Source organism: Kribbella sp. NPDC004536 (assembly GCF_042873835.1).
Taxonomy (GTDB): Bacteria; Actinomycetota; Actinomycetes; order Propionibacteriales; family Kribbellaceae; genus Kribbella.
On sequence record NZ_JBIALY010000001.1, the window covers coordinates 2,261,353 to 2,285,333 of the forward strand.

General features: G+C 69.5%; 25 protein-coding genes. 13 read left to right on the top strand and 12 right to left on the bottom strand.

Translation table 11 applies throughout. The annotated features are described in order from the left end of the window. Positions 1-133 precede the first annotated feature (133 nt). From ACFYRU_RS11270 to ACFYRU_RS11285, 4 genes are all read left to right on the top strand, one after another. Entirely contained in the window at positions 134-1,189 is a 1,056-nt protein-coding gene (locus tag ACFYRU_RS11270; protein ID WP_387656078.1) for a hypothetical protein, read from the top strand. 1 nt (position 1,190) lies between these two features. Beyond that, the gene (locus ACFYRU_RS11275) at positions 1,191-2,231 is read left to right on the top strand and encodes a hypothetical protein (RefSeq protein ID WP_387656081.1); all 1,041 of its coding nucleotides are present in this window, start codon (positions 1,191-1,193) and stop codon (positions 2,229-2,231) included. A 117-nt stretch (positions 2,232-2,348) separates the two neighbouring features. Further along, complete coding sequence (locus ACFYRU_RS11280) at positions 2,349-2,861, top strand: siderophore-interacting protein (protein ID WP_387656084.1); 513 nt, start codon at positions 2,349-2,351, stop codon at positions 2,859-2,861. Next, the gene (locus ACFYRU_RS11285; RefSeq protein WP_387658089.1) at positions 2,804-3,124 is read left to right on the top strand and encodes a siderophore-interacting protein; all 321 of its coding nucleotides are present in this window, start codon (positions 2,804-2,806) and stop codon (positions 3,122-3,124) included. The genes ACFYRU_RS11280 and ACFYRU_RS11285 overlap by 58 nt, the downstream gene beginning before the upstream one ends. Here ACFYRU_RS11285 and ACFYRU_RS11290 read toward each other — a convergent pair. Next, positions 3,121-4,173 (bottom strand): hypothetical protein, encoded by a 1,053-nt coding sequence (locus ACFYRU_RS11290; protein WP_387656086.1) that lies wholly within the window; start codon positions 4,171-4,173, stop codon positions 3,121-3,123. The two genes, ACFYRU_RS11285 and ACFYRU_RS11290, sit on opposite strands and share 4 nt — an antisense overlap. Positions 4,174-4,212: 39 nt before the next feature. Further along, a complete protein-coding gene (locus tag ACFYRU_RS11295; protein WP_387656089.1) occupies positions 4,213-4,899 on the bottom strand; it encodes a hypothetical protein in 687 nt (228 codons plus the stop codon). 67 nt (positions 4,900-4,966) lie between these two features. On the opposite strand from ACFYRU_RS11295, the gene ACFYRU_RS11300 reads away from it, so the two are divergent. The 5 genes from ACFYRU_RS11300 to ACFYRU_RS11320 all read left to right on the top strand — a co-directional run bounded on the left by ACFYRU_RS11300 (position 4,967) and on the right by ACFYRU_RS11320 (position 10,471). Then, entirely contained in the window at positions 4,967-5,857 is an 891-nt protein-coding gene (locus ACFYRU_RS11300; RefSeq protein WP_387656091.1) for an aminoglycoside phosphotransferase family protein, read from the top strand. 12 nt (positions 5,858-5,869) lie between these two features. Beyond that, the gene (locus ACFYRU_RS11305) at positions 5,870-6,328 is read left to right on the top strand and encodes a group II truncated hemoglobin (RefSeq protein ID WP_387656094.1); all 459 of its coding nucleotides are present in this window, start codon (positions 5,870-5,872) and stop codon (positions 6,326-6,328) included. Between the two features lie 176 nt (positions 6,329-6,504). Then, a complete protein-coding gene (locus ACFYRU_RS11310; RefSeq protein ID WP_387656097.1) occupies positions 6,505-7,578 on the top strand; it encodes a glycine betaine/L-proline ABC transporter ATP-binding protein in 1,074 nt (357 codons plus the stop codon). After that, entirely contained in the window at positions 7,578-9,521 is a 1,944-nt protein-coding gene (locus ACFYRU_RS11315; protein WP_387656099.1) for an ABC transporter permease subunit, read from the top strand. The genes ACFYRU_RS11310 and ACFYRU_RS11315 overlap by 1 nt, the downstream gene beginning before the upstream one ends. Continuing rightward, a complete protein-coding gene (locus ACFYRU_RS11320) occupies positions 9,518-10,471 on the top strand; it encodes an ABC transporter substrate-binding protein (protein WP_387656102.1) in 954 nt (317 codons plus the stop codon). Before ACFYRU_RS11315 ends, ACFYRU_RS11320 begins: the two co-directional genes overlap by 4 nt. Positions 10,472-10,699: 228 nt before the next feature. Here the strand turns inward: ACFYRU_RS11320 and ACFYRU_RS11325 are convergent, their stop codons facing one another. Next, positions 10,700-11,221 (bottom strand): RNA polymerase sigma factor, encoded by a 522-nt coding sequence (locus ACFYRU_RS11325; RefSeq protein ID WP_387656105.1) that lies wholly within the window; start codon positions 11,219-11,221, stop codon positions 10,700-10,702. Positions 11,222-11,480: 259 nt separating this feature from the next. On the opposite strand from ACFYRU_RS11325, the gene ACFYRU_RS11330 reads away from it, so the two are divergent. Then, positions 11,481-12,077, top strand: coding sequence for a ParA family protein (locus ACFYRU_RS11330; RefSeq protein ID WP_387656108.1), 597 nt, complete (start codon positions 11,481-11,483; stop codon positions 12,075-12,077). Positions 12,078-12,080: 3 nt separating this feature from the next. Here the strand turns inward: ACFYRU_RS11330 and ACFYRU_RS11335 are convergent, their stop codons facing one another. The 4 genes from ACFYRU_RS11335 to ACFYRU_RS11350 all read right to left on the bottom strand — a co-directional run bounded on the left by ACFYRU_RS11335 (position 12,081) and on the right by ACFYRU_RS11350 (position 16,026). Continuing rightward, positions 12,081-13,220, bottom strand: coding sequence for an ROK family protein (locus tag ACFYRU_RS11335; protein WP_387656111.1), 1,140 nt, complete (start codon positions 13,218-13,220; stop codon positions 12,081-12,083). 80 nt (positions 13,221-13,300) lie between these two features. Next, positions 13,301-14,176 carry an oxygenase MpaB family protein gene (locus ACFYRU_RS11340; protein WP_387656114.1) on the bottom strand — a complete coding sequence of 292 codons (876 nt, stop codon included), beginning with the start codon at positions 14,174-14,176 and terminating at the stop codon, positions 13,301-13,303. Between the two features lie 14 nt (positions 14,177-14,190). Continuing rightward, on the bottom strand, positions 14,191-14,721 hold the full coding sequence (locus tag ACFYRU_RS11345) for a GNAT family N-acetyltransferase (protein ID WP_387656116.1): 531 nt from the start codon (positions 14,719-14,721) through the stop codon (positions 14,191-14,193). A 9-nt stretch (positions 14,722-14,730) separates the two neighbouring features. Beyond that, positions 14,731-16,026 (bottom strand): XRE family transcriptional regulator, encoded by a 1,296-nt coding sequence (locus ACFYRU_RS11350; RefSeq protein ID WP_387656119.1) that lies wholly within the window; start codon positions 16,024-16,026, stop codon positions 14,731-14,733. 228 nt (positions 16,027-16,254) lie between these two features. Here ACFYRU_RS11350 and ACFYRU_RS11355 point away from each other — a divergent pair, with 228 nt between their 5' ends. Next, positions 16,255-16,428 (top strand): hypothetical protein, encoded by a 174-nt coding sequence (locus ACFYRU_RS11355; RefSeq protein ID WP_185759268.1) that lies wholly within the window; start codon positions 16,255-16,257, stop codon positions 16,426-16,428. 533 nt (positions 16,429-16,961) lie between these two features. Here ACFYRU_RS11355 and ACFYRU_RS11360 read toward each other — a convergent pair. Beyond that, positions 16,962-17,942 carry a GNAT family N-acetyltransferase gene (locus ACFYRU_RS11360; RefSeq protein ID WP_387656122.1) on the bottom strand — a complete coding sequence of 327 codons (981 nt, stop codon included), beginning with the start codon at positions 17,940-17,942 and terminating at the stop codon, positions 16,962-16,964. Positions 17,943-17,945: 3 nt separating this feature from the next. After that, positions 17,946-19,394 (bottom strand): MDR family MFS transporter, encoded by a 1,449-nt coding sequence (locus ACFYRU_RS11365; RefSeq protein ID WP_387656125.1) that lies wholly within the window; start codon positions 19,392-19,394, stop codon positions 17,946-17,948. Positions 19,395-19,539: 145 nt separating this feature from the next. Here ACFYRU_RS11365 and ACFYRU_RS11370 point away from each other — a divergent pair, with 145 nt between their 5' ends. After that, entirely contained in the window at positions 19,540-19,905 is a 366-nt protein-coding gene (locus tag ACFYRU_RS11370; protein ID WP_387656127.1) for a 5-carboxymethyl-2-hydroxymuconate Delta-isomerase, read from the top strand. Position 19,906: 1 nt separating this feature from the next. Here the strand turns inward: ACFYRU_RS11370 and ACFYRU_RS11375 are convergent, their stop codons facing one another. Then, a complete protein-coding gene (locus tag ACFYRU_RS11375; RefSeq protein WP_387656130.1) occupies positions 19,907-21,025 on the bottom strand; it encodes an MFS transporter in 1,119 nt (372 codons plus the stop codon). 54 nt (positions 21,026-21,079) lie between these two features. Between ACFYRU_RS11375 and ACFYRU_RS11380 the strand changes: the two genes are divergently transcribed. Beyond that, positions 21,080-21,832, top strand: a complete 753-nt coding sequence (locus tag ACFYRU_RS11380; RefSeq protein ID WP_387656133.1) for an AraC family transcriptional regulator — start codon at positions 21,080-21,082, stop codon at positions 21,830-21,832. Here ACFYRU_RS11380 and ACFYRU_RS11385 read toward each other — a convergent pair. Then, a complete protein-coding gene (locus ACFYRU_RS11385) occupies positions 21,805-22,416 on the bottom strand; it encodes a TetR/AcrR family transcriptional regulator (RefSeq protein ID WP_387656136.1) in 612 nt (203 codons plus the stop codon). The two genes, ACFYRU_RS11380 and ACFYRU_RS11385, sit on opposite strands and share 28 nt — an antisense overlap. Next, positions 22,409-23,965: an AMP-binding protein gene (locus ACFYRU_RS11390; protein ID WP_387656139.1), complete on the bottom strand. Its 1,557-nt coding sequence runs from the start codon at positions 23,963-23,965 to the stop codon at positions 22,409-22,411. Before ACFYRU_RS11390 ends, ACFYRU_RS11385 begins: the two co-directional genes overlap by 8 nt. Between the last annotated feature and the right edge of the window lie 16 nt (positions 23,966-23,981).

Genomic DNA, 23,981 nt, shown 5'->3' on the forward strand with positions numbered 1-23,981 from the left:
CCTACCGGTTAACAGTCGGCCCCCGGAAGTTGAATACGTCGCCGTCCAACCGGTCTATCCGGGGCCGCCCGATCGCGCAGTCCTGGGCCGGAACAGTTGGAAGCGGCCCGGCACCGCTGCCACCCTCAGTGATATGCGAATCGAACGAGTAGTCGCGGCACTGGCCGCCGTACCTCTGGCCGGAGGTTTGCTCGGTGGTGTGCCGGCCGCCCAGGCCGCCCCCGATCCGTACCTCACCGTCACGCAGGTCACCCTGGACCGGACGTCGGTCGCAGTGTCCGGCCTGAACACCTATCCGATCAACGTCACCGTCAAGGCCGGGTACGACACCGGCAACTCCGGCGACGACAACGTCGTACTGAACGTGATCCTCGAGCGCACCGGCGGTACCGGCGGACGGCAGAGCATCGTGTCCGCCGACCTGAAGCGGACGTCCGGGCCGGTCACCAACGGCACCTGGACCGGCCGGCTGAACGTCGCCTCCACCGCGAACGGCACGTTCAAGGTCACCGGCGTGATGACCGGTCCGTACGGCGGTCCCGACCCGGGCACCCCGGTCGACCCGACGCCGTACAGCGGGCAGACGATCACCGTGCAGGGCACCAACCAGCCGCGGATCTCCGCGTCGGTGAACCCGCGGGTGGTGCCGTTCGGCAAGCCGTACTCGATCACCTGGGCGGTGACGAACAGCGCGACCGGCAAGCCGTACGGCACTCGCGTCCCGATCGGCCTCGGCGTCGACACCCCGTGCGCGGAGGGCGGCAGCCCGATGTACCGGACCGGCACCAACGGCGTGATCACGAAGTCGTACACGGCCTACGACGCCGGCGCGCTGAACTGCGCGCACATCTACACCGATCCGTACTACATCGCCGGGCAGTGGCTGTTCCCGGCGCGGCCGACCGCCGTGGCGGCGACGCCGTCGAAGACCAGCGCCCGGGTCGGAACGATCGTCCCGGTGAACGGTTCGGTCGCGTACATGACCGGCTCGTGTCCGGTGCAGCTGCAACGGCTGTACGGCCGGACGCAGTGGCGGACCGTCAGCACCGCCAAGGTGCGGCAGTCCGGGCGGTTCGCGGTCAACGCGCAGCCGTCGTACAAGGGCCTGATCCCGTACCGGGCGTACGTCCCCGCGTGCCAGCCGTTCGTCGCGGGTGTCAGCAAGTCGTTCACCATCCGAGGGACGTGAGATGAGAACCAGCCGAGTACTCGCCGCCGCTCTGCTCGCCGTACCGCTCGCCGCCGCCCCACTCGCGGCCAACGCCTCGCCCGACCCGGACCTGCACATCACGTCGGTGACGCTGAACAAGACCGGAGTCGCTGTCAGCGGACTGAACACCGCGCCGGTCACGGTGACGGTCAAGGGCTCGTTCGACCCTGCGCCGACGCAGTCGGTGAACGTGATCCTCGAGCGGACCGGCGGGAGTGGGCAGGAGCGCACGCTGTTCTCGACGAACCTCGTCCGCAACCAGTCGGCCGGTACGTGGAGCGGTCCGTTGAACGTCCCGTCGACGGCGAACGGCACGTTCAAGGTGACCGGCGTGATGACCGGTCCGTTCTTCCCGGGCAGCGGCAGCATGACGGACCCGACGCCGTACGCCGGCCCGTCGCTCGCGGTCACCGGGACGCACCAGCCGAAGATCACCGCCGCGGTGAACCCGAAGCAGGTGCCGTACGGCAAGTCGTACTCGATCAAGTGGGCGGTCACCGACGCGCAGACCGGTAAGCCGTACGGCAGCCGCGTCCGCGTGGTGCTCGGCGTCGACAACACCTGCGCCGAGTACTTCGGTCCCGGCTACACCAACCTGACCGGCACCGACGGCACCGTGACGAAGGCGTACGCGGCCGACGACGCCAACTGGGTCAACTGCCTGCTGCTGCCGGGCAACCCGGCCTCGGTCGGCGGACTGGGCCTGGTCGTCGCCCGCCCGCTCACCAAGCCGACGGTCACCGCGGTGCCGTCGCGGAGCAGTGCGCCGGTCGGGACGATCGTCCCGGTCAACGGTTCGGTCTACCCGCTGCGGTCCGGAAACGGCTGTCAGGTCTTCCTGCAGCGGCTGTACGGCGCGTCGGCCTGGCGGACCGTGAGCATGGCGAGGATCCGGACGTCGCTGCGCTACACGGTGAACGCGCAGCCGGCGTACAAGGGCCTGATCCCGTACCGGGTCTACGTCCCGGCCTGCAGCTCGATCCCGGCCACCAGCAAGACCTTCTACATCCGCGGCACCTAACCTCGTTGGCCGGGTGGGTTAAGCTACTTAGGTTGACCTAACTTACCCGCCCGAGAGGACCGTGGTCGCGTGTCGAGCGCCGCACCCCGTCGTAACCGTGTCTGCAAGCGCGCCGTCGTGCGGCGGACCGAGCGGATCACTCCGCACATGATCCGGGTCGTGCTGACCTCGGACGACTTCGCCGGCAACGGCTGCACCGACGCGTACGTGAAGCTGCTGTTCTGCAAGGACGGCGTCGAGTACCCGGAGCCGCTGGACCTGGGCGTGGTCCGCGAGACGTACCCGGCCGAGCACTGGCCGACGATGCGGACGTACACCGTACGCGACTGGGACGAGGAAGCGCGCGAGCTGACCATCGACTTCGTGTACCACGGCGACGAGGGCGTCGCGGGCCCGTGGGCCGCCTCGGCGCAGCCGGGTGACGTGCTGTGGTTCAACGGGCCCGGCGGCGGATACACGCCGGACCCGGAGGCCGACTGGCACCTGCTCGTCGGCGACGAGAGTGCGCTGCCGGCCATCGGCGCCGCGGTCGAGAGCCTGGCCCCGGGCGCCCGGGCGCCCGGGCGACGGTCCTGGTCGAGGTCGGTGACGAGACCGAGCAGCAGAAGTTCGGCGGCTCCGGCGACGTAGACGTGCAGTGGTTCCATCGCACGACCGGCGACCGCGGCGAGGACCTGGTCGCGGCGGTCGAGGCGCTGGACTTCCCGGCCGGCACCCCGCACGTGTTCGTGCACGGCGAGGCCGGCTTCGTCTTCCGGATCCGCAAGAACCTCTTCCAGGACCGCGGCCTCCCCCGCGACCGCGTCTCGCTGTCCGGCTACTGGCGCCTCGGCAAGAACGAGGACGGCTGGCAGGCGGAGAAGGCCGAGACCGCCCGCCAGGAACGTTCCTAGAGTCCGCGGATGTAGAACACCCGGCTGACACCGGCCTGGTACCGATAGCACTTCGGGAAGTAGACGCGGTACGGGATCAGACCCTTGTACGCCGGTTGCGCGGACACTGTGTACCGCCCGCTCTGCCGGGTCTTCGCGGAGCTGACTCCGCGCCACTGGGTCGCGCCGTACAAGCGCTGCAGCACGACCGGGCAGAAGCCGGCCGGGCCGAGCACGTTGCCGTTCACCGGGACGATGGTGCCGACCGGCGCGCTCGTCCTCGACGGCGTGGCCGAGACGACGCCGGGGCGGGCGACGCCCAGGCCGAGGCCGATGATGTCGAGCGGCGTGCTCTTGATCCGCAGGCAGTTCAGCGGATCCGCCGAGGACGCCGGGTACTGGTGTACGACCAGGCCGCCCGTGGTCGACAGCGTGATGATTCCGCCGGCCTCCTCGGCGCACTGGTTGTCGAGCCCGAGCAGCACCTTGATCCGCGTTCCGTACGGCTTCGCGGTGGCGGTGTTGGTGATCGCCCAGGTGATGGTGAACCCGGAGCCGAACGGGACGATCGGTGGCGTCACCTTCGCGGTGACCTTCGGTACGTTCGTGCCGGTCACCGTGATGGTCGGACCGTCGAACGGGGTCGGGTCGGGCGGCGTACCGCCGGCTTGCAGCGCGAGGAACGGTCCGGTGCCGACTGCGTACACCTTGAACGTCCCGCCGGCCGTGGACGGTACGAATACCGGGCCTTTCCACACGCCGTCCTGAACGGTGCCTGTGCTCAATGGCAGGTCCGTCGACAGCATCAGGCTGTTCGGCCCGGGGCCCGAGATCCGCTTCAGGTAGACGAGCAGCACCAGGTGTGCGTCGGCCGGGTCGGTCGAGTTGTACTTCGCCGTGACCGTCAACTGCACCGGCACCGTGTTCAGTCCCGACACCGCGACCGCGCTCCGGTCGGCTGTGACGTTGGCAATCGTCAGTTTGGGATCAACGGCCGCCTGCGCCGCGGTGATCCCCGCCCCCACCACTACCGACGCCAGCAGCGCCGCAACCACTCTGTGCCCCCACATACCGACAGCGTGGCACCGCGGGAGATGGCTGCCTAGGTCCTAGTGCTCGCGGCGGACCGTCAGTACGTCGATCAACGTGCTCGCCTGGTTGGTCGGCAGGACCCAGTCCTCGCCGTTCGCCTGCAGGATGACAGCAGGGCCTGGGGTAGCGGCCGCACGGGTGATCGCGATCGGGAACTTGAGCCGCTCCACGCCCGACAGCGAGAACTCGTGGCTACCGGTGATCGCAGTCAACGGGTAGCTGCGGGTCTGGTGTTCGGAGCGCGGTACCGGGTGCGACTGGATCGTGACGTCGTCCGCGCCGACCAGGACCGCGGCCAGCGGGATGCCGCGGAGCCGGAACACCAGCTCGTACGGCGTACTCGCGAGCTCCGGCACGAACGGGACCAGCAACGCCCGCTCCGCCGCCCGGGCCAGCGCTAGCCCTGCGAAGATCCCCACGATCAGCGCCGGCAGCGCCAGCACCGCCGGCCACCACACCCCGACCGCCAGCGGGAACAGCGTCACCATCAGCCCGGTCAGCCCGCCGAACAAACCGGCGACACCCACCCACCAGCGCGGCTGGTACCGGTGTCTGCGGCGGAGTACGAACCCGAGCGCCAGCATGCCCAGCGGTACGACGCACCCGATCCACGCGGCCGCCGGACCCGTCACGGCGATCGCCGCGACGACCACCAGCAGCAGCACCGGAATCCCCAGGTACGCCGCCGTCACGATCCTCTGCACCCGCCGAAGCCTGCTCTCCACGGGAAAACCCAAGCACATCCCTGCGGTAGCACCTACTGTGCAGGGGGTGATCGAGATTCCCGCGAGGCTCATCCGGAACCACAGCCAGAAGGCGCCCGACTGGCTGAACAGCCTCCCGGGAGCCGTCGAGCGGTACGTCGCCGAGTGGGACCTGACCATCGACGGCGACGTCCTCAGCGGCGAGGCATCGTTGATCGTTCCTGTCGCCCGCCGCGACGGCACCCAGGCCATGCTCAAGCTGCAGTCGCTGAACGACGAGTCCGAAAGCGAAGCGCTGGCGTTGCGGACCTGGCACCACGACGACGTCGTCCAGGTACTCGAGGACGATCCGGCTACTTCCACCATCCTGCTCGAACGCCTCGAACCGAAGACGCTGGACGAGCACCCCGATCCGGTGGAGGCGACCAGGATCCTCGCAGAGCTCCTCACCCACCTGATGGCCGTCCCGGCCCCGCCGGGCGTCCGCACTCTCGCGGACATCGCCGCCGGGATGATCGAGGACGCCCCACGCCTGATCCCCCAGTTGGAGGACTCGGCCGAGCGAGCTCTGGCGTGGAGGTTCGTCGCCATGGTCCAGGAGGTGCTGCCGGAGCCGGGCGACCGCCTGCTGCATTGGGACCTGCACTACTACAACGTGATGGCCGGGAAGCGGCAGCCGTGGCTGGTGATCGACCCGAAGCCGCTGGCCGGCGACCCAGGGTTCGAACTGATGCCCGCGGTGTGGAACCGGTGGGAGGATCTGGTGGCCACCGGTGACCTCTCGCAGGCGATCCGGAACCGGTTCGACCTGATGCTCGACGTGACCGGGATCGAGCGGGAGCGGGCGCTGGCGTGGACTGCGGGGCGGATCCTGCAGAACGTGCTGTGGTTCACCGCGGACGGCGACACCCGGATCGAGGACGAGTTGAAGGCGGTCGCGGATGCCCTCCTCGCGTGATTACATAATTACGTGAATACTCCGACGCTGTACGAATGGGCCGGCGGGCACGACGCGCTCCGCCGGCTGACCGAGGTGTTCTACGACAAGGTGCTCGAGGACCCGACCCTCGCGCCGGTCTTCGCGCACATGAGTGAGAACCACCGCGAGCACGTGGCGATCTGGCTCGGCGAGGTGTTCCGCGGCCACAGCCGGTACACCGACGAGTTCGGCGGCTACCCGGCGATGCTCTCGCACCACCTGAACCTCGGCCTGACCGAGGAGCAGCGCTCCCGTTGGGCGGCCCTGATCGCGGCCAGCGCGGACCCGGCCGGACTGCCCGACGACCCGGAGTTCCGCTCGGCCTTCGTCGCCTACATCGAGTGGGGCACCCGCATCGCCCTGGCCAACTCCCAGCCCGGCGCAACCCCGCCGCCCAAGGCGCCGGTCCCCCACTGGGGCTGGGGCGAGGCCCCACCGTATCGGCCCTAACGACAGGACGTAGTCGTATGCGTAGACGCCATCTCACGCGCGCACTGGCCGCGTGCCGGTCGCGATCCGCACACCTCCTGTCCTTAGGGCCCGACCTCCCAGGAGTCGGCGGCCTTTGGGTTGGGTAGAGTCCCGGTTCACGCTGTGTCCGTCGGCGGGGATGCGAGGGTTTACCTGTGACCGCTCAGCTTCTGTACCCCGACGTGCAGGATTCCGATGCGCTGTTGTCCGTCGACGGCCTGTGGAAAGTGTTCGGCCCGAAGGCGCAGCGGGTGCCGCACCGGCCCGACCTGGCCGCGCTGGACCGCGCCGACCTGTACGCCCGGACCGGATGTACGGCGGCGGTCCGCGACCTGAGCTTCGACGTGGCGCCGGGCGAGGTGTTCGTCGTGATGGGGCTGTCCGGGTCGGGCAAGTCGACGCTGGTCCGCTGCCTGACCCGGCTGATCGAGCCGACCGCCGGGCGGCTGACGTTCGAGGGCGAGGACCTGCGCGCGGCCGACGAGAAGCGGCTGCGCGCGCTCCGCCGGAGCAAGTTCTCGATGGTCTTCCAGCACTTCGGCCTGCTCCCGCACCGCAAGGTGATCGACAACGTCTCGTACGGCCTGGAGATCCGCGGCGAGAGCAAGCCGGACCGGCGGCGCCGCGCCCAGGAGGTGATCGACCTGGTCGGCCTGGCCGGGAACGAGCACCTGTACCCGGAGCAGCTGTCCGGCGGCATGCAGCAGCGCGTCGGCCTGGCCCGGGCGCTGGCGAACGACCCCGACGTGCTGCTGTTCGACGAGCCGTTCTCGGCGCTCGACCCACTGATCCGGCGGGAGATGCAGACCGAGGTGGTGCGGCTGCACCGCGAGGTCGGCAAGACGATGGTGTTCATCACCCACGACCTGTCCGAGGCGCTGAAGCTCGGCGACCGGATCCTGCTGATGCGCGACGGCGCGGCCGTCCAGCTCGGGACCGGCGACGAGCTGGTCGGCGCACCGGCCGACGACTACGTGCGCGACTTCGTCCGCGACATCCCGCGGGCCGACGTACTGACGCTGCGCTGGATCGTCCGCGACCCGCGGCCGGACGAGCCGCTGGACGGCCCGGAGCTCGGCCCGGACGTCCTGGTCCGGGAGGCGACCCGGCTGGTGCTGGAGGCCGACCGGCCGGTGAAGGTTGTGGACGGCGACAAAACAGTGCTCGGGGTCATATCCGACGAGGAGATCCTCGCTGTCGTCGCGCCGGCGGGAAACAAAACAGCCTGATGGCCGCGATCACGAGCGACGTCGAGGTCGAGGTACGCCGGCCTCGGCGGAGTGTGGTGGTCGGCGTACTGCTCGTCGTCTGGGTCGCGGCGTACTTCGTCCTGCGCGGGATGGACACGCTCGTCCTCGGCGGCCAGGACACGACCGCGCTGCATCGGTGGCTGACCGGGCACCGCGACGACGTCGGCCAGGGAAACGTGTTCTTCGACGCGATCCGGGCCGTCGTCGACCAGTTCGTCGTGCTGCTCCAGGACGTGATCTCGCAGCCGTCGTTCGACCGGCCGGTCCCGGTGATCGGCTGGCTCGGCGTGATCGCGATCGCGGCGTACTGCGCGTGGGCCTTCGGCAACTGGAAGGTCGCCGTACTGACCGCCGCCGGGCTCGGGTTCGTCGGGCTGCAGGGGTTGTGGCAGGAGAGCATGGACACGCTCGCGCTGACCATCGCGGCGGTCCTGCTGTCGTTGCTCGTCGCGATCCCGCTCGGGATCTGGGCCGGGCTGTCGAACCGTGCCTTCAAGGTCGCGACGCTGGTGCTCGACCTGATGCAGACGCTGCCGACCTTCGTGTACCTCGCGCCGCTGACGTTGTTCTTCGCGATCGGCCCGGCCGCGGCGACGATCGCCACGCTGATCTACGCGGCGCCGCCGGCGGTCCGGCTGACCGCGCACGCGATCCGCTCGGTACCGCCGGAGAGCGTCGAGGCGGCCCGGTCGCTCGGCTCGACCGGCGGGCAGACGCTGCTGAAGGTACTGCTGCCGATGTCGCGGTCGACCGTTGTCGTCGGCATCAACCAGACGATCATGGCGGCGCTCTCGATGGTGACCGTGGCCGCGCTGATCGACGCACCCGGACTCGGCCAGACCGTGCTGAAGGCCTTGCAGACGCTGGACGTCGGCGTCGCGTTCAACGCGGGCCTCGCGATCGTCGTCCTCGCGATCGTCCTCGACCGGGTGACGACCGCGGCCGGCGACCGGCCTTGGCGGACGGCGAGCCGGAGGCGGAAGGCCGTGCTCGGCGCAGGTGCGGTCGGCGTTCTGGTCGCGATCTGGTTCTCCCGGACCTACGTGTGGGCGGCGGACTTCCCATCGGTCGAGGTGGGATCGCGGATCGCGGTGGTGACCACCGATGTGACGAACTGGGTGCAGGACGTCTTCGGCGGGTTCACGTACGGCGTACGCGACGCGGTGACGGTCGGCCTGCTCAACCCGCTCGAGGGTTTGCTCACCGGATCACCGTGGTGGCTGGTCAGCGTGGTTGTCGTCGCGCTGGCCGCCGTACTCGGCGGGTGGCGAGGCGCGGTTCCGGCAGCGGTCTGCCTGGGGCTGCTGGTCGCGACCGGGGTGTGGCACGACAGCATGGTCACGCTGGCATCGACGCTGCTCGCGACCGTGGTCGTCGTCGCGGTCGGGCTCACGCTCGGCGTGTGGGCCGGGCGGAACCGGCGGGTGGACACCTGGATCCGGCCGGTGCTGGACGCCGGGCAGACGATGCCGCCGTTCGTGTACCTGGTGCCGTTCCTCGCGCTGTTCGGCACCAGCCGGTTCACCGCGATCGCGGCGGCGGTGGTGTTCGCGGTCCCGGTCACCACCAAGATCGTTGCCGACGGCATCAAGGCGGTGCCGGTCGCGACCGTCGAGGCGGCGAACTCGGTCGGCTCGAGCAGTTGGCAGGTGATCAGCAAGGTGCAGCTGCCGGTGGCCGGGCGGGCGATCACGCTCGCGGTCAACCAGGGCCTGATCTACGTACTGTCGATGGTCGTCGTCGGCGGACTCGTCGGCGCGGGCGCGCTCGGGTACGACGTGGCGGCCGGGTTCGCGCAGAGTGAGCTGTACGGCAAGGGGCTCGCGGCCGGGCTGGCGATCGTTCTTCTGGGTGTGTTGCTCGACCGGGTGACGCAGGCGGCAGCCCGCCGTACCCACAACTACGAAGGAGACAAGCGGTGAAGAAACTCCGGTACGCCGGTGTGCTGACGGCGGTCGCATTAGCGGTCGCGGGGTGCGGTGGGCAGAAGGTCGGGGAGGACAAGCCCGCTGCCGGTGCCAAGGAGTGCGGTTCGTTCAACCTGACCGTCAGCCCGTGGGTCGGGTACGAGGCGAACGCGGCCGTGGTGGCGTACGTCGCGACCAAGGACCTCGGCTGCAAGGTGACGAAGAGGAACCTCGCCGAGCAGGTCGCCTGGCAGGGCTTCGCCACCGGCGAGGTGGACGTGAACCTGGAGAACTGGGGCCACGAGGACCTGAAGAAGAAGTACATCACCGACGCCAAGGTCGCGGTCGAGGCCGGCTCCACCGGGGTCAAGGGCGTGATCGGCTGGTACGTACCGCCGTGGATGGCCGCGAAGTACCCGGACATCACCGACTGGAAGAACCTGAACAAGTACTCGGACCTGTTCAAGACGTCGGAGTCCGGCGGTAAGGGGCAGTTGCTCGACGGCGACCCGTCGTACGTGACCAACGACGAGGCGCTGGTGAAGAACCTGGTGCTGAACTACAAGGTCGTACAGAGCGGCAGTGAGACCGCGCTGATCCAGGCGTTCCGGGACGCGGAGAAGAACAAGAAGCCGCTGCTCGCGTACTTCTACGAGCCGCAGTGGTTCTTCAACGAGGTCAAGCTCGTGAAGGTCAACCTGCCCGCGTACAAGCCCGGCTGCGACGCGGTCGCGGCGAAGGTCGCCTGCGACTACCCGCCGTACGACCTGGACAAGATCGTCTCGAAGAAGTTCGCCGACTCGGGCAGCCCGGCGTACGACCTGGTCAAGAACTTCAAGTGGACCAACGAGGACCAGAACACGGTCGCCCGGATGATCGCGGTCGACAAACTGACCCCCGACCAGGCCGCCGAGAAGTGGGTTGACGCCAACCAGTCCAAGGTCAACGCGTGGCTGGGGAAATGAGCTTGCACTGACCGTCTGCGCAGTCACGTTGTAGCTTTCCGCGGGAGATTGTCTCGATGAGGCCGATTGCCCAGCAGGTGGGGCAGCCGCGGAAGGCTGCGAAGGTTATGGGTAGGAGCAGGAGGCTCCACAGGCCTACGACTGGGGTGAGGGCGAAGGCGGTTATCAGGGTGCCGAAGCCCAGGGCGCCGCGGAGTAGGTGGCGGGACAGGGACGGGCTGGCGAAGGTCATAACGGGGTTCCTAGGGTTTCGCGGACAGTGGCTCGGGCTCGGTGGAGGCGGGACTTCATGGCGGGGACGGTGAGGCCGAGGGCCTTGGCGACCATCGGGCCGCTGTAGCCCTGGATGTCGCGGAGGACCAGGACGCTGCGCTGGTCCGGCGGCAGTTGCGCGATCGCTGCCGCCACCGCCTGCGCCTCCAGTTGACGGAGCGCCTCGTCCTCCGCCGACGGCGCGGGTTCGGGTACGACGGGTTGGTCGCGGAGTACGGCGCGGGCGCGGCGGAGGCACTCGTTGCGGATGATGCGGAACATCCAGGACGTCAGCGCACTCGTCGCGCGGAGCATGCCGATCTTCCGGTACAGGATGATCAGGGCCTCCTGCGCGGCGTCCTCCGCGTCCTCGGGCGTGGCGCACAGCGTCCGCGCGAACCGCCGTACGGTCGGGTGCGAGTCCGCGACCAGCGTGGTGAGCGCGTCCAGGTCGCCGTGCTGGGCGGCCCGGATCAGCTGCTCGTCGAGTTCAGACACGGGTTCGCCGGCGCAGTACGACCACGCTGCAGGTGCCGAGCAGGACGACGGCGACGGCCGCCGCGGCGATGACCCAGGTCATGACGTGCTCCTTCGTCAGGGTGCGATTTCAGGAGTAAGAGGCGGCCGGTGGCGGAAAGGATTCACCGCTGAAGCCGGGTTGAACTTGTACACACGGGCCGGGGGCAACTATCACGATGTGGTCGGGCAACGCCGACGACACGCCGGATTTCGGACGGAACCGGGTAAGTTCGTGCACATGATCATCGTGACAGCTGCACTGAAGGGCGGGGTCGGTAAGACAACCACGTCGGTGTACTTGGCCGCGCTGGCATCTTCCAACCGTCGAACCTCGACTCTGATCGACGCGGATCCGCAAGGCAGCGCGGCGGACTGGATCGCGGAGTCCGCCGACGACCAACTCAACCGGATCGAGATCGCGGAGGCGCCGACGGAGCGGCTTCTGAACAAGGCGCTGGACAAGGTGCCACCGGAGGGCATCGGCATCGTCGACATGCCACCCTCGCACGAGCGGCTGCTGAACAAGGCGCTCGAACGGGCCCGGATCGTGGTCATCCCGACCCGCGTCGGCGGCGTCGAGACGCCGCGGGTGAAGGCCGTGCTGGAGCTCGTCCCGGACGACGTGCCGGCCGGTCTGGTGGTCTGCTCGGCGCGCACCTACACCCGGTCGTACCAGGACGCGATGCAGCAGTACGCCGCCGAGAACATCCCGGTCTGGGGCACCATCCCGGAGCGCGTCTCGATCACGGCCGGCCCGACCGGCCCGCTCGCGTCCGACGGCCTCGAGTCCTACAAGAAGGTCTGGCGCAAGATCCTCGCGGCCGCACGTACGTAGTACTCAGCGCTGGAGCGGCGGTTCGCCTCGGACGTACGAGCGGATCACGGTGGCCGCCGCACCACGCGCCCAGTCGTCGAAGGTGTGCGAACGCAGCGTCAACCGGCAGTCCCCGGCCGCGCCGAAGGCGTGTTCGGCGAAGGTACGGCGCAACCGTTCCTCGTACAGGTCGTACTCCGCGACGCCCTCACCGGCGATCATCACCAGCTCGGGCCCGACCAGGTTCACCATCGCGGCCAGCGCGGCGCCGATCACCTCGCCCGCGCGGTCGAACGCCTCGCGGGCCTGCTGGTTCCCCTCGTGCGCGAGTTCGATCGCGCCGGCGAGGTCCAGGTCGGTACGCCCGGTCTTCTCCCGCGTCCGGGTCAGGATCGCGTCCGACGACGCGACGGTCTCCACGCAACCGCGGCGGCCGCACGTACACACCAGGTCCCCCGGCGCGAGCGGCAGGTGGCCGAGTTCGCCCGACACGCCGTACGCGCCGGAGACCACCTCGCCGTTGATGTACAGCCCGCAGCCGATGCCGGACCCGATCGTCACCACCGCGAACGAGTCCGCGTTCACCCCGGCGCCGAACCAGTGCTCCGCGACGGTCAGCGCGCGGACGTCGTTCGACACCACGATCGGGACCCGGATCCGGTTGCCGAGCAGTTCCGCGACCCGGACTCCGCGCCAGCCCATCAGCGGCGAGTCCCGGACCACACCGTGCGCCGCGTCGACGTCACCGGAGATCGCGATCCCGATCCCGGCCAGCGGGCCGGCCGCGGCAGTACCGGACTTGAGCGCGGTGATCAGCGCCTTCACGTGGTCCGCGAGCCGGTCGATCACCGCCTCGGGGTCGGTGCTGTCCAGTTCCTCGTGCCGGACGTTGAGGATGCCGGCGGTGAAGTCCGTGGTGACGCCGATCAGGCTCGTCGGCGTGACCTTGACGCCGATCACCGAGACGCTGCTCGGCACCACGGTCAGCGGGCTCACCGGCCGGCCGATGCCGAGCTGCCCGTCCCCGTCGGCCGGCGCCTCGGCGACGAAACCGGTCTCGATCAGCGGCGCGACGGCCTTCGTCACCGCGGCCTGCGACAGCCCGGTCCGGCGCGCGATCTCGACCCGCGGGATCGGCCCCTGCGTGAGGATCTTGGTCAGCACTTCGATCCCTGCCGGCGTGGCCAGGGGAAGTGGACGATGAGGACGCAGCGGCACGAGAACAACTTACAAGCGTACGGACGTCATGCGCCGGTTTCTGCCAGTGTTGGTGACGTCAGCGCCCAGCGGATCGTCCTGGTGAGCCCGTCGCCGGCGGCCCGTACGACGGTCTGCTCGGCCAGCGGGAGGTACGGGAGCCGGAGCGGCAGCCTGGTCCACCACGGGAGCAGCCCGACCGCAGCGGCCGTCAGTACGCCGTACGCGGGCCGTGCTGCCCACGGCACGGGTGGATGGATGAGGACGAAGCGGGCCGCTTGCCGTGCTTCCGTCGTACCGCGGAGCTCAGGCTGGTACTCCTTGAGCAGCTGCTGCACCTGGGCGAACGTCGTGGGCGGGTCGATGACGCCCAGCTTCTCCGCCACGAGTGCCGCGTCCTCGACGTACTGGTCCTGCTCGTGGAGCGTCAACGGGTGCGCCCCGTACCGCTGGTGCGCCGCCAGGAAGCTGTCGACCTCGGCCACGTGCACCCACTTCAGCAGATGCGGGTCGGACGCGCGGTACTTCACCCCGTCGGGACTGGTACCACGTACGCGCTCGTGCACCGCCTTGACGTGAGCGATCGCCTCCTCCGCCTGCGGGATCGCGCCGTACGTCGTGATCGCCAGGAAGTAGCTGGTACGCCGTAGCCGTCCCCACGGATCGCCCCGGTACCCGGAGTGCGCAGCGACCGCAGCCATCGCCAGTGGATGCAGCGACTGCAGCAGGAGCGCCCGCAGCCCGCCGGCGAACATCGACGCGTCACCGTGCACCCGGCGGATCGGCCGGTCCCCGTCGAACCAGCGCGGGCCGGGGGTGTTGTGCACCCGGTCGCGCTCAGCCTGTGGATCCGGCCCGGCAACCTTCGTCAGGATCATCCGGGCAAGGCCGTCGCGCAACGGCCCGATCATGGTGGCGGTCACACCACCAGTGTTGCTCAGTCGGCGTACTCGTGATCCAGCAGGGAGTAGAGGCGGGAGTCGCGCCAGGCTCCGTTTGTGAACACGTGATCGCGGAGTTGGCCCTCGTACGTGAAGCCGATTCGCTTCACCACCGCGATCGAGGCTTCGTTCTCCGGGCCGATCGCGGCCGTCACCCGGTGCCGCGCGAGCGGGCCGAAGGCGAACCGGAGCAGGGCCCGGGCCGCGTCGGTCGCATACCCGCGGCCCCAGTGGTCGGCACCGATCGCGTACCCGAGCTTGGCCGTCCAGGCCCCGCTCGGCGCGATCCGGCCGAACCCGATCACCCGGTCGTCGTCCGGCCGGGTGACCGCGAGCATGTAGTCCGGACGCTCCGCCAGCGCCGACCGCTGAACGATGCCGGCCAGGTTCTGCTCGGCCTTCGTCCGGTCGTAGCTGTCGAACGCCATCCAGGTCGTGACCCGGTCGTCGCCAGCGATGGCCAGGTAGTCGTCGAGATCGGAAGTCCGGAATTCGCGCAACACAGTCAGCTGTCCGCTGAGCTCCATTGGCGCAGGCTACCGGGGGAAGGTCTGCATCGGCGTCCGGGTGAAGGACTCGATCTCCTCCTGCAGTTCCCGGGCGTCGTCCGCCCGGCCGGACTGCCGCAGCGCCTGGTGTACCCGGCGGGCCGAGTGCACGACGCCGTTGATCCGGCGCTCGGTCGGCAGCGTCAGCACCGGGGCCAGCGCGTCCGCCGCGCCGTCCAGCTCACCGCTCGCGATCCGGGTGATCGCCATCGCGGCGTGACTGCCGGCCGCGTCGCCGAACGCCCACTCCGGGTGGCTCTGGTCGGTGTACGCGTCGACGGCCTGGGTGGAGTACCGCTGGGCCTGCTCGACCTCGCCGGGCAGCTGCGCCAGCGCGTCGGCGGCGTAGTACAGCTGCCGGTTGCGGCCGAACGTGCACAGACCGCCCATGTCGTCCAGGTCGTCGTTGTGGACCGAGTTCCACGCCTCTTCGGCGCGCTCCAGCGCGGCCCGGGTCGCCTCCGGGTTGCCGAGCGCGGCCCAGGCGCGGGCCTCGCTGACCGGCAGCCAGACGCTGGTGGTGCTGTTCGCCTGCTCCGCGTACCCGGCGCCGAGCTGTGCGTACCGCACGGAGTCGTGGGGGTTGCCGGCCCAGTAGGAGACCAGCGACTGCAGGCCGCGCACCCAGGCGCGCAGGCCGTGGTGGTCGGCGTTGTCGGCGCACATGAACGCGGTCCGCGCCTGGGTCAGGGCGGCGTGCGGGTTGCCGAGGTCGTGGGAGGCCTTCGCGAGCAGGCCGCCGGTGACACCGGCCAGGAAGTACAGCTGGCGGTGGTGCTCCGGGCGCTGCCGGCTCTCCAGCAGGCCGAACACCAGGTCCTGGGTCTCGACCAGCTGGCCGAGGATCTCCGGCAGTGGACGCTGCGGGTACGCCTGGGCGGCGTGGCGTACGTCGTCGTACACCTGTTCCATGGCCTCGCTTCCGAGACCGGACTGGGCCGCAAGGGCGAACGCCCTTGCGCGGCTGGCAGCCATGTCGAGAACCTCCATCTCGTTACCTGTCGTGATCCGTCCACTCGCGGCAGGTGCCGGCACCACCTGGGCGGCCTGCTCGGCGACGTACGGCGCGAGGAGTTCCTCGACCGGCTTGCCGAACATGCGTTGCAGGGTGCGCCGGGTCTGAGGAGTGGTCCCTGCGCGCTCGCCCGATGCGAGGCGACGCAGGTGCCGCTCGGTGATGGTTCCACCCAGCTCGACGAACTCGGCGACGATCTCGGAGTAGGTCTGGTTCCGGCGCTGGATCAGGTGCGCCAGGACCGTCTTTGGCGCGTACCTACCCGCCATCGTTCCTCCCGTTCACGTCAGTCAGACGTTGTCTCGACTTGTGCCCCACGACAAGGTGCTGTCCCCCAGATGTCCGCGAGAGGACCTGAAGAGGTCCGGCAAAGGTCCGGTCCAGGTCCTAGAGCGGTCACGTTGGGCTCGTGCACCATTACTGCCATGACAACCAGTAAGTCCAACTGGTTGCAAGGCCTGAGAGTTACGGGGTGAGAGGTTGTGACCATCGCGGAAATGACGTCGAGACAGCACCGGCGCCGAGTCCGGGTCTGGTTCGGCGAGCACGTGATCGCGCAGTACGTCGCGGAGGCGCCGTTGGCAGCCCGCTACGAACAGGCGATGCGGCGCCGTTTCGCCGGTCTCAAGGTCACCAACGACCTGCTCGGGCCGCTCGACGCGACCGACTGAAACACCTGTAGTACCCGACGCCTCCGGGTCCTCCTCAGACCCGGTGCGCCGTCCCTGGGGTCTCCTCACGTCCAGGGTCGGCGCCGGCAGGTTCGGGGCACTCCTCAGCCCCGGACGAAACCCGAGGTGCGGTCCGGAGCACTCCTCAGCTCCGGACCGCACCGCCCACCTGACCCGGCTGGGCTTGGCGGTTGACCCTGTATCGCCGCCGCCCAGCCGTTCCAACCACCTCCTGGCCGACACCTCGGGCCAGGCAGGGCCGAGTGTCCTGGGCGGTAGGACACCGGAGGCTCCCGACACCTCACCGGGAACCTCCCCCTTGAGGTGGCCGGCTCCGAGTGTGACCGTCGCGCCTGGGCGGTCACACCCGGAGCCCCTAGACGAGGCGACCCGGCCGCCGGCAGCTCGTCGCCGGTCCAGCCATTCGCGCTCGACCAGCGGATTCGTCTCCGCGACGAGCCCCGGCCGGGTCGCCGTATCCGCTTTCCGGAACATTTCCGGCGATATGTGCCGATTTCTTACCGGAAACCCGGTCAGATCCCAGCGGCGTAGACAGCGAAGGGTGCGTCCGGTTGTACGTCGGGGGCGTCGGCGGTCCAGCCTTGTGTGTGGATCTGGCCGGCGTAGGTCATCCCGAGGCGCTTCATCACGGCTTGGGATGCGGTGTTGATCTGCTCCGTGAAGGCGATCACGGCCTGCGCGTCGAGGGTGTTGAAGGCGTACTCGAGGCCTGCGCGGCCGATTTCCGTGGCGAGGCCGCGGCCGCGGGCGGACTCGGTCAGGGCCCAGCCGAGTTCGAGTCCGCTCCATTCGGGGCCGACGAGCGCCGCGATCGCCTCGGTGGTCGGCGTGCCGGCGGGCATCCGGGACAGGCCGCCGCGGCCGGCCAGTTCGCCGTTCGAGCGCTCGTACGCGATCCACTTCCCGATCCCGTCGCGCTCCCACCCCGCCTGTTGCTCGGCGACGTCGGGTGGGGTGTCGTACCAGCGCGCGACCCACGGATCGGTGAACAGCCGCGCCAGGTCCGGTGCATGTCCGGGTAGGACACCGTTGGGTCCGGTGATGGGCTCCAGACGGAGGCGGTCGGTGAAGCGGGTACGGACCGCGTGCGCGACCAGGTCCCGCAGGCGGCGGTCGCCGTCGGTGCGGTTGACCATCAACAGGTCCAGGTCGTCCGGTCCGACCCAGGCGGACGCGTCGTGCTTGCCGGCTTCCAGCCGCGGCCGGGTGAGGTCACCGTCGACCGTGATCAGGTAGTCGACCTCACGCCGTACCCGGCCCTGCCATTCCCACTCCCAGTCAGCAACCGCCCAGACGATCTCGCGAACCTTCCAGCCGGTCTCCTCCTCGACCTCCCGCGCCAGCGCCTGCTCGGGCGTCTCCCCCGGCTCCAGGTGCCCACCGACGATGTCCCAGATCCCCGGCAACAACCGCCGCTCAGCCGTCCGCCGCTGCAGATAGACCCGATGCCGCTCGTCCCGAATCAGCGCACCTACGCAGTCGACAGGCCGCATAGGTCAGCGGAGGGGCTGTTCGGTGATGCGGTTGGGCATGAAGACGACCGCAACTACCAGCAGTACGGCAGCTGCGGCGGCGCCGTAGTACACGTCGTGGACGGCGGGCGCGAGGACGCCGGCGGGGACCTTCTCGAGGTCGGCGTGGTCGTCGCCGAGGCGGGCGGCGACCACGCCGTTCGCGACCGCCCCGAAGAGCGCGACGCCGACGGCGCTGCCGACCGAACGGGAGAACATGTTCGCGCCGGTGACCACCCCGCGGGTCTGCCACTCCACCGACGACTGCGCCGCCACGACCGACGGCGAGGCGGAGAACCCGAGCCCGACGCCGATCACGAAGCACGCGAGGGCGAGGTGCAGTACGGCGCTGGTGGAGGTGACCGTGAGCAGGATGCCGGCGCCGAGTACGACGATCAGCGCGCCCATCAGCATCGTCGTACGGAAACCGACGCGCAGGTAGATCCGCCCGGCGAACGACGCGGCGATCGGCCAGCCGAGCGTCATCGCGGCGAGCGTGAACCCGGCGATCAACGCCGACGTACCGAGGACGCTCTGCGCGTACAACGGCACGTACGTCGACAGGCCGATCATCAACAGCCCGATCAGCAACGCGGCCGAGTTCGCCGAGTTCAGGACCCGCTTCCCGAGTACCCAGAGCGGCAGCACCGGCTCCGCGGCCCGCCGCTCGACCAGTACGAACGCGGTCAGCAGTACGACGGACGCGGCCAGGATCACGATGCTCGTCGGCGCTGCCCAGTCCCACATCACGCCGCCCTCGAGCAGCCCGAGCAGCAGCAGCGAACCACCGGCCGCGAGCAGGATCGCACCGGCGTAGTCGATCGTGTGGCCCTGCTTGTCCGCGACCTTCTCCTCGAACCGGCGGATCAGCACCCACGCGGCCGCGAGCCCGAGCGGGATGTTCACGAAGAAGATCCACCGCCACGAGATGTAGTCCGAGAACACCCCGCCGAGGGTCGGGCCGACGAACGACGAGATGCCCCAGACGCTGGCGATGTAGCCCTGCACCTTTGCCCGCTCGGCGACCGTGTAGATGTCGCCGACGATGGTCATCCCGATCGGCTGGATCGCGCCCGCGCCGAGGCCCTGGATCAGCCGGAACGCGATCAACGCGGGCATGCTCCAGGCGAACCCGCAGAGCACCGAGCCGAGCAGGAACAGCCCGACGCCGAGCAGCATCATCGGCTTCCGCCCGCGCTGGTCGGCGAGCTTGCCGTAGATCGGTACCGAGACCGCCTGGGCGAGCAGGTAGATCGAGAACAGCCAGGGGAACTGGGTGAAGCCGCCGAGGTCCGCGACCACGGACGGTACGGCGGTGGCCAGGATCGTCGCGTCGATCGCGACCAGCCCGACACTCAGCATCACCGCCAGCAGGATCGGCCCGCGCTCCGATCGAAGCCCGACACCCGCTCGCTCGATCCGCTCCGTAGTCATATCACCAACCAATGTATGTGAACCGACAGCTATTCCCTCAGCCCTGGACCGCCTTGTGGACTCCACCCAGGTACGACGAGACAGGCGCACCCGGTGCAAGGCGCCCGTTAGGGTGCTGGTGTACGTCCGGAGAACAGGAGCGCTCATGCCGCAGATCACTGTCGACTACTCGCACCCCGGCGAGGACTCCTTCGACATCGACGGGTTCACCCGGGCGCTGCACGAGGCAGTGGTGGAGATCGCCGCGGCCAAGCCCGAGGCGTGCAAGACGATGATCAGGCACGACAACCTCTCGGCCTACGGGTACGCCGACCGCGCGGACGAGGCGCACGCGCTCGTGCGGGTGTCGATCGCGCTCCTGCCCGGCCGCACCGACGAGGTGAAGGTGCGGCTGACCGAGGCGACGCTGGAACTGCTCGGCAAGTACATCGCGCCGCAGGACGGTGTCACCGTGCACGCATCCGCCGAGGTGCGCGAACTGGACGCCTCCTACCGGAAGTTCGACCGGTAGTTCACGCGGGCTCGTCGAGGGCGTAGCCGATCAGGCTGCTGCACAGCGCGAGGCCGATGAGCGTGCTGAGCGCGAGGCGGAGCGAGGTGTGTTCCGCGATCGTGCCGAGGATCGGGGTCGCCACGCCGCCGATGCTGACCGCGAGACCGAGCGTCATGCCGCCCGCCGTACCCACGCGGCCGGGCAGGAAGTCCTGGCCGAGCGTGACGTGCAGCGAGAACGGGATCGACATCGCGACCGCGGTCAGCGCGAGGAAGCCGAAGAAGGCCGGCCCGGGGACGAAGACCAGGCAGGCGATCGCGGGTACGGCGACGGCGTACGACGTGCGCAACGTGCGGATCCGTCCGTACCGGGTGGCGAGGCGGCCGCCGAGGAGCGTGCCGAGGGCGCCGGAGGCGAACAGTACGAACAATGCGGTACCGCCGGTTGTCGTACCGCCGCCGACGCGTTGTCCGGCGTACAGCGCGATGAAGGTGCCGAGGCCGACGGACACGATCGAGCGGCAGACCAGGATCGCCGACAGGCGCACGAACGACGGCCAGTCGTCGGTGCCGTCTGCTTGCCGGCGTACGGCGGAGGCGGCGGCGCGGGAGCGGATCGCCCAGGAGGTGATCGCGGCGCCGAGGACTGCCGGTACGACCAAGACCGGGGTGAGGGACAGGCCGCCGGCGGCGATCAGCGGGGTGACGAGTACGGGCGCCATCGCGAAGCCGACGTTGCCGCCGACCGAGAACCAGCTCATTCCGACATGACTTCCGCCGCTGACGAGCCGCGCCATCCGCGCGGCCTCCGGGTGGTACGCGGCGACGCCGAGGCCGGACAGCGCCGCGGCCAGCCACATCAACCAATACTGCTGTCCGACGCCGAGCAACGCGATCCCGAGGCCCGCCGTGGTCATGGCGACCGGGATCAGCCAGGTGAGGGGGCGGCGGTCTGTCAGTACGCCGAACACCGGTTGGACGACTGAGGACAGCAGGGTCGCGGCCAGCGTGATGCCTGACACCGCGACATACCCGAGGCCGCGTTCCGCGACGAGGAAAGGGACGAGCGCCGGTACGCACCCCTGGTAGACATCCACACACGCATGGCCGACCGCCATCAGCCCGATTGATCTCCGCACCCACCGATCGTCGCCGCGGGTACTCCTGTCCGGCTTCCGATAAAATGCCAACCAATGCCGAAAACCCGCCAACCGCCCGCCACGACCGATCGGCGACCTGCTACGACGGGTCGGCGGCCGATTCACGCCGGTGGTGGGATCGAGTCGCACTGGCACGATCGCCACCAGATCGTCTACGCGGGTCGCGGCGTCCTCTCCGTCACGACCGACGCCGGCACCTGGGTAACCCCCGGCACCCGAGCCCTGTGGATCCCCGCCGGCACCCATCACCAACACCGCGCCTACGGCGAAACCACCCTCCACACCATCGGCCTCACCGAAAACCCCCTAAACCTCACCACCCCCACAGCCCTCGTCGTAAGCCCGCTCCTCCGCGAACTGATCCTCGCCTACACCTCAGAAGACACCACCAGGCAAGAGGAGCGGGAGCGGTTGCGCGGGGTGTTGTTGGATCAGTTGCGGGGGTCGGATCAGCGGCCGACTTACCTGCCTGCGGCGCGGGATGCGCGGTTGGCTGGGGTTTGCGAGTTGTTGCGGGGGGACCCGGCTGACTCGAGGACGTTGCTGGAGTTCGGGCGGGTGGTGGGGGCCAGCGAGCGGACGTTGAGTCGGTTGTGCCAAAGGGAGCTGGGGATGACGTTTCCGCAGTGGCGGACTCAGCTTCGGCTGCATGCGGCTCTGATTCGGCTTGCCGAAGGGGAAACGGTGACGCGGGTTGCGCATGCCTGCGGGTGGGCGTCGACGAGTGCGTTCATCGACACCTTCAAGCGGGCGTTCGGTCACACGCCAGGTGCGCGCAACGCCTGATCGAGGATCCGGCTCCACTGGCGGACGATGCCGCGCCGCCGCGTACTGTCGTCGGTCAGCAGATCAGCGAGCCCCAACCCGCGCGCCAGGTCCAGCACGCCCTGCACCGTCTCCCGCACCCCAGGCGTCCGCTCGCTCACGTCCAGCACCTCGAGCAACGCCCGGTGCGCCTGCCGTCCCACATGCGCTTCCAGCCGAACGATCTGCTGCCGCAGCGGCTCCTCCGTCGACGCCGCCACCCACAGATGCAGCGCCGCCTTGAACAACGGCCCGGTGTAGACATCGGCCAGCATCGCCACGATCGCCTCGGTACGCCCCGCCCCGCTCGGCAACCGCGACGCCTGCGCGCGGATCTCCGCCAACCGCACCTCGGTCATGTACTCGACCGCCGCGGCGAACAGATCCGCCCGCGTCGGAAAGTGATGCTGCGCCGCCCCTCGCGAAACCCCGGCCCGCGCCGCGACCACGGAAACCGTCGTCGCGGCGTACCCGACCTCGGCCAGCGATTCGACCGCCGCCTCCAGCAACCGTTGCCGCGTCGCCCGCGACCGGTCCTGCTGCGGCGCCTTCACGGCCTCACTCACGCGCGGCCTCACGGGCCCGCAGCTCGCGCCGCAGGATCTTCCCGGACGCGGCCTTCGGTACCACGTCGATGAACTCCACCTGCCGGATCTTCTTGTACGGTGCCACCCGCGCGGCGACGTACTGCATCACGTCGTCGGCGGTCAGCGACACCCCCGGCATCGGCACCACGAACGCCTTCGGCACTTCGTTGCCGTCGGCATTGACCCCGATCACCGCGGCGTCCGCGATCCGGTCGTCGGTGAGCAGTACGGCCTCGAGCTCGGCCGGCGGCACCTGGTACCCGTGGTACTTGATCAGCTCCTTCACCCGGTCGACGACGTACAGGTACCCGCGATCGTCCACCCGCCCGATGTCACCGGTGTGCAGCCACCCGTCGCGATCGATGGTCGCGTCGGTCTCGGCCTGCCGCCCGAGGTATCCCTTCATCACCTGCGGCCCGCGGATCCAGATCTCGCCCTCGTCGGTATCGTTGCCATCGGCACCGACCAGCCGCATCTCCGTCGACGGGAACAGCTTGCCGACCGCGCCCGGCGGTGGCTCCCGGTCGTCCTGCGGTACGGCGTGCGTACCGGGCGACAGCTCCGTCATCCCGTACGCCTGCGTCACCGCGTGCAGCCCGAGCCGCTTCGCGCACGCCTCGGCCAGCTCGCCGTCCAACGGCGCCGCGGCCGACATCACGTGCTGCAGCGCGGACAGGTCGAACGAGTCGACCGCGGGGTGCTTCGCCAACGCCAGCACCACCGGTGGTGCGACGAACGCCCGCGTGATCCGCTGGTCCTGGAGCGTGGTCAGGAACTGCTCCAGGTCGAACTTCGGCAGTACGACCACCGTGATCCCGAGCCGCAGCGGCAGGTTCATCAGCACGGTCAGCCCGTAGATGTGGAAGAACGGCAGGATCGCGATGACCCGCTCGTTCTCGCCCAGCTTGATCGTGGCCTCGGCCTGCGCGATGTTCGTCGCGATGTTGCGGTGGGTCAGCATGACGCCCTTGGCCGTGCCGGTGGTCCCGCTCGAGTACGGGAGTACGGCGACGTCTTCAGCCGGATCGATCGACACCTCCGGTTCCGGTCCGGTCGACGCGAACAGCTCCTGGATCGACCGGTACCCCTCCGCCTGGTCGCACACGAAGATCTCCGCGACGCCGGTCCCCTCGACCGCCACGGTCGCGACCGGCAGGAACAGCGAAATCGTCACCAGCAACTTCGCCTTCGAGTCGATCAACTGCTTGTGCAACTCGTCCGCGGTGTACAGCGCGTTCACCGTGGTCACGGTCGCGCCGGCGCGGGTCGCACCGTAGAACACCACCGGGTACAGGATCGTGTTCGGGCTGTACAGCGCGATCACGTCGCCGTGCAGGATGCCGAGCTCCGCGAGACCGGCGGCGACCCGGCGGGTCAGGTGGTCCAGCTGGGCGTAGCTGAGCTCCTTTCCGGTGACCCCGTCGACCATCGCCGGCCGGTCGCCGTACTCCCGCGCTCTCCCGAGGACCGCGTCGTGGATCGGTACGTCGAGCACTTCGACCGGCGGGAACTGACTGGTGATGACCATGGCCCCACTCCTTCTC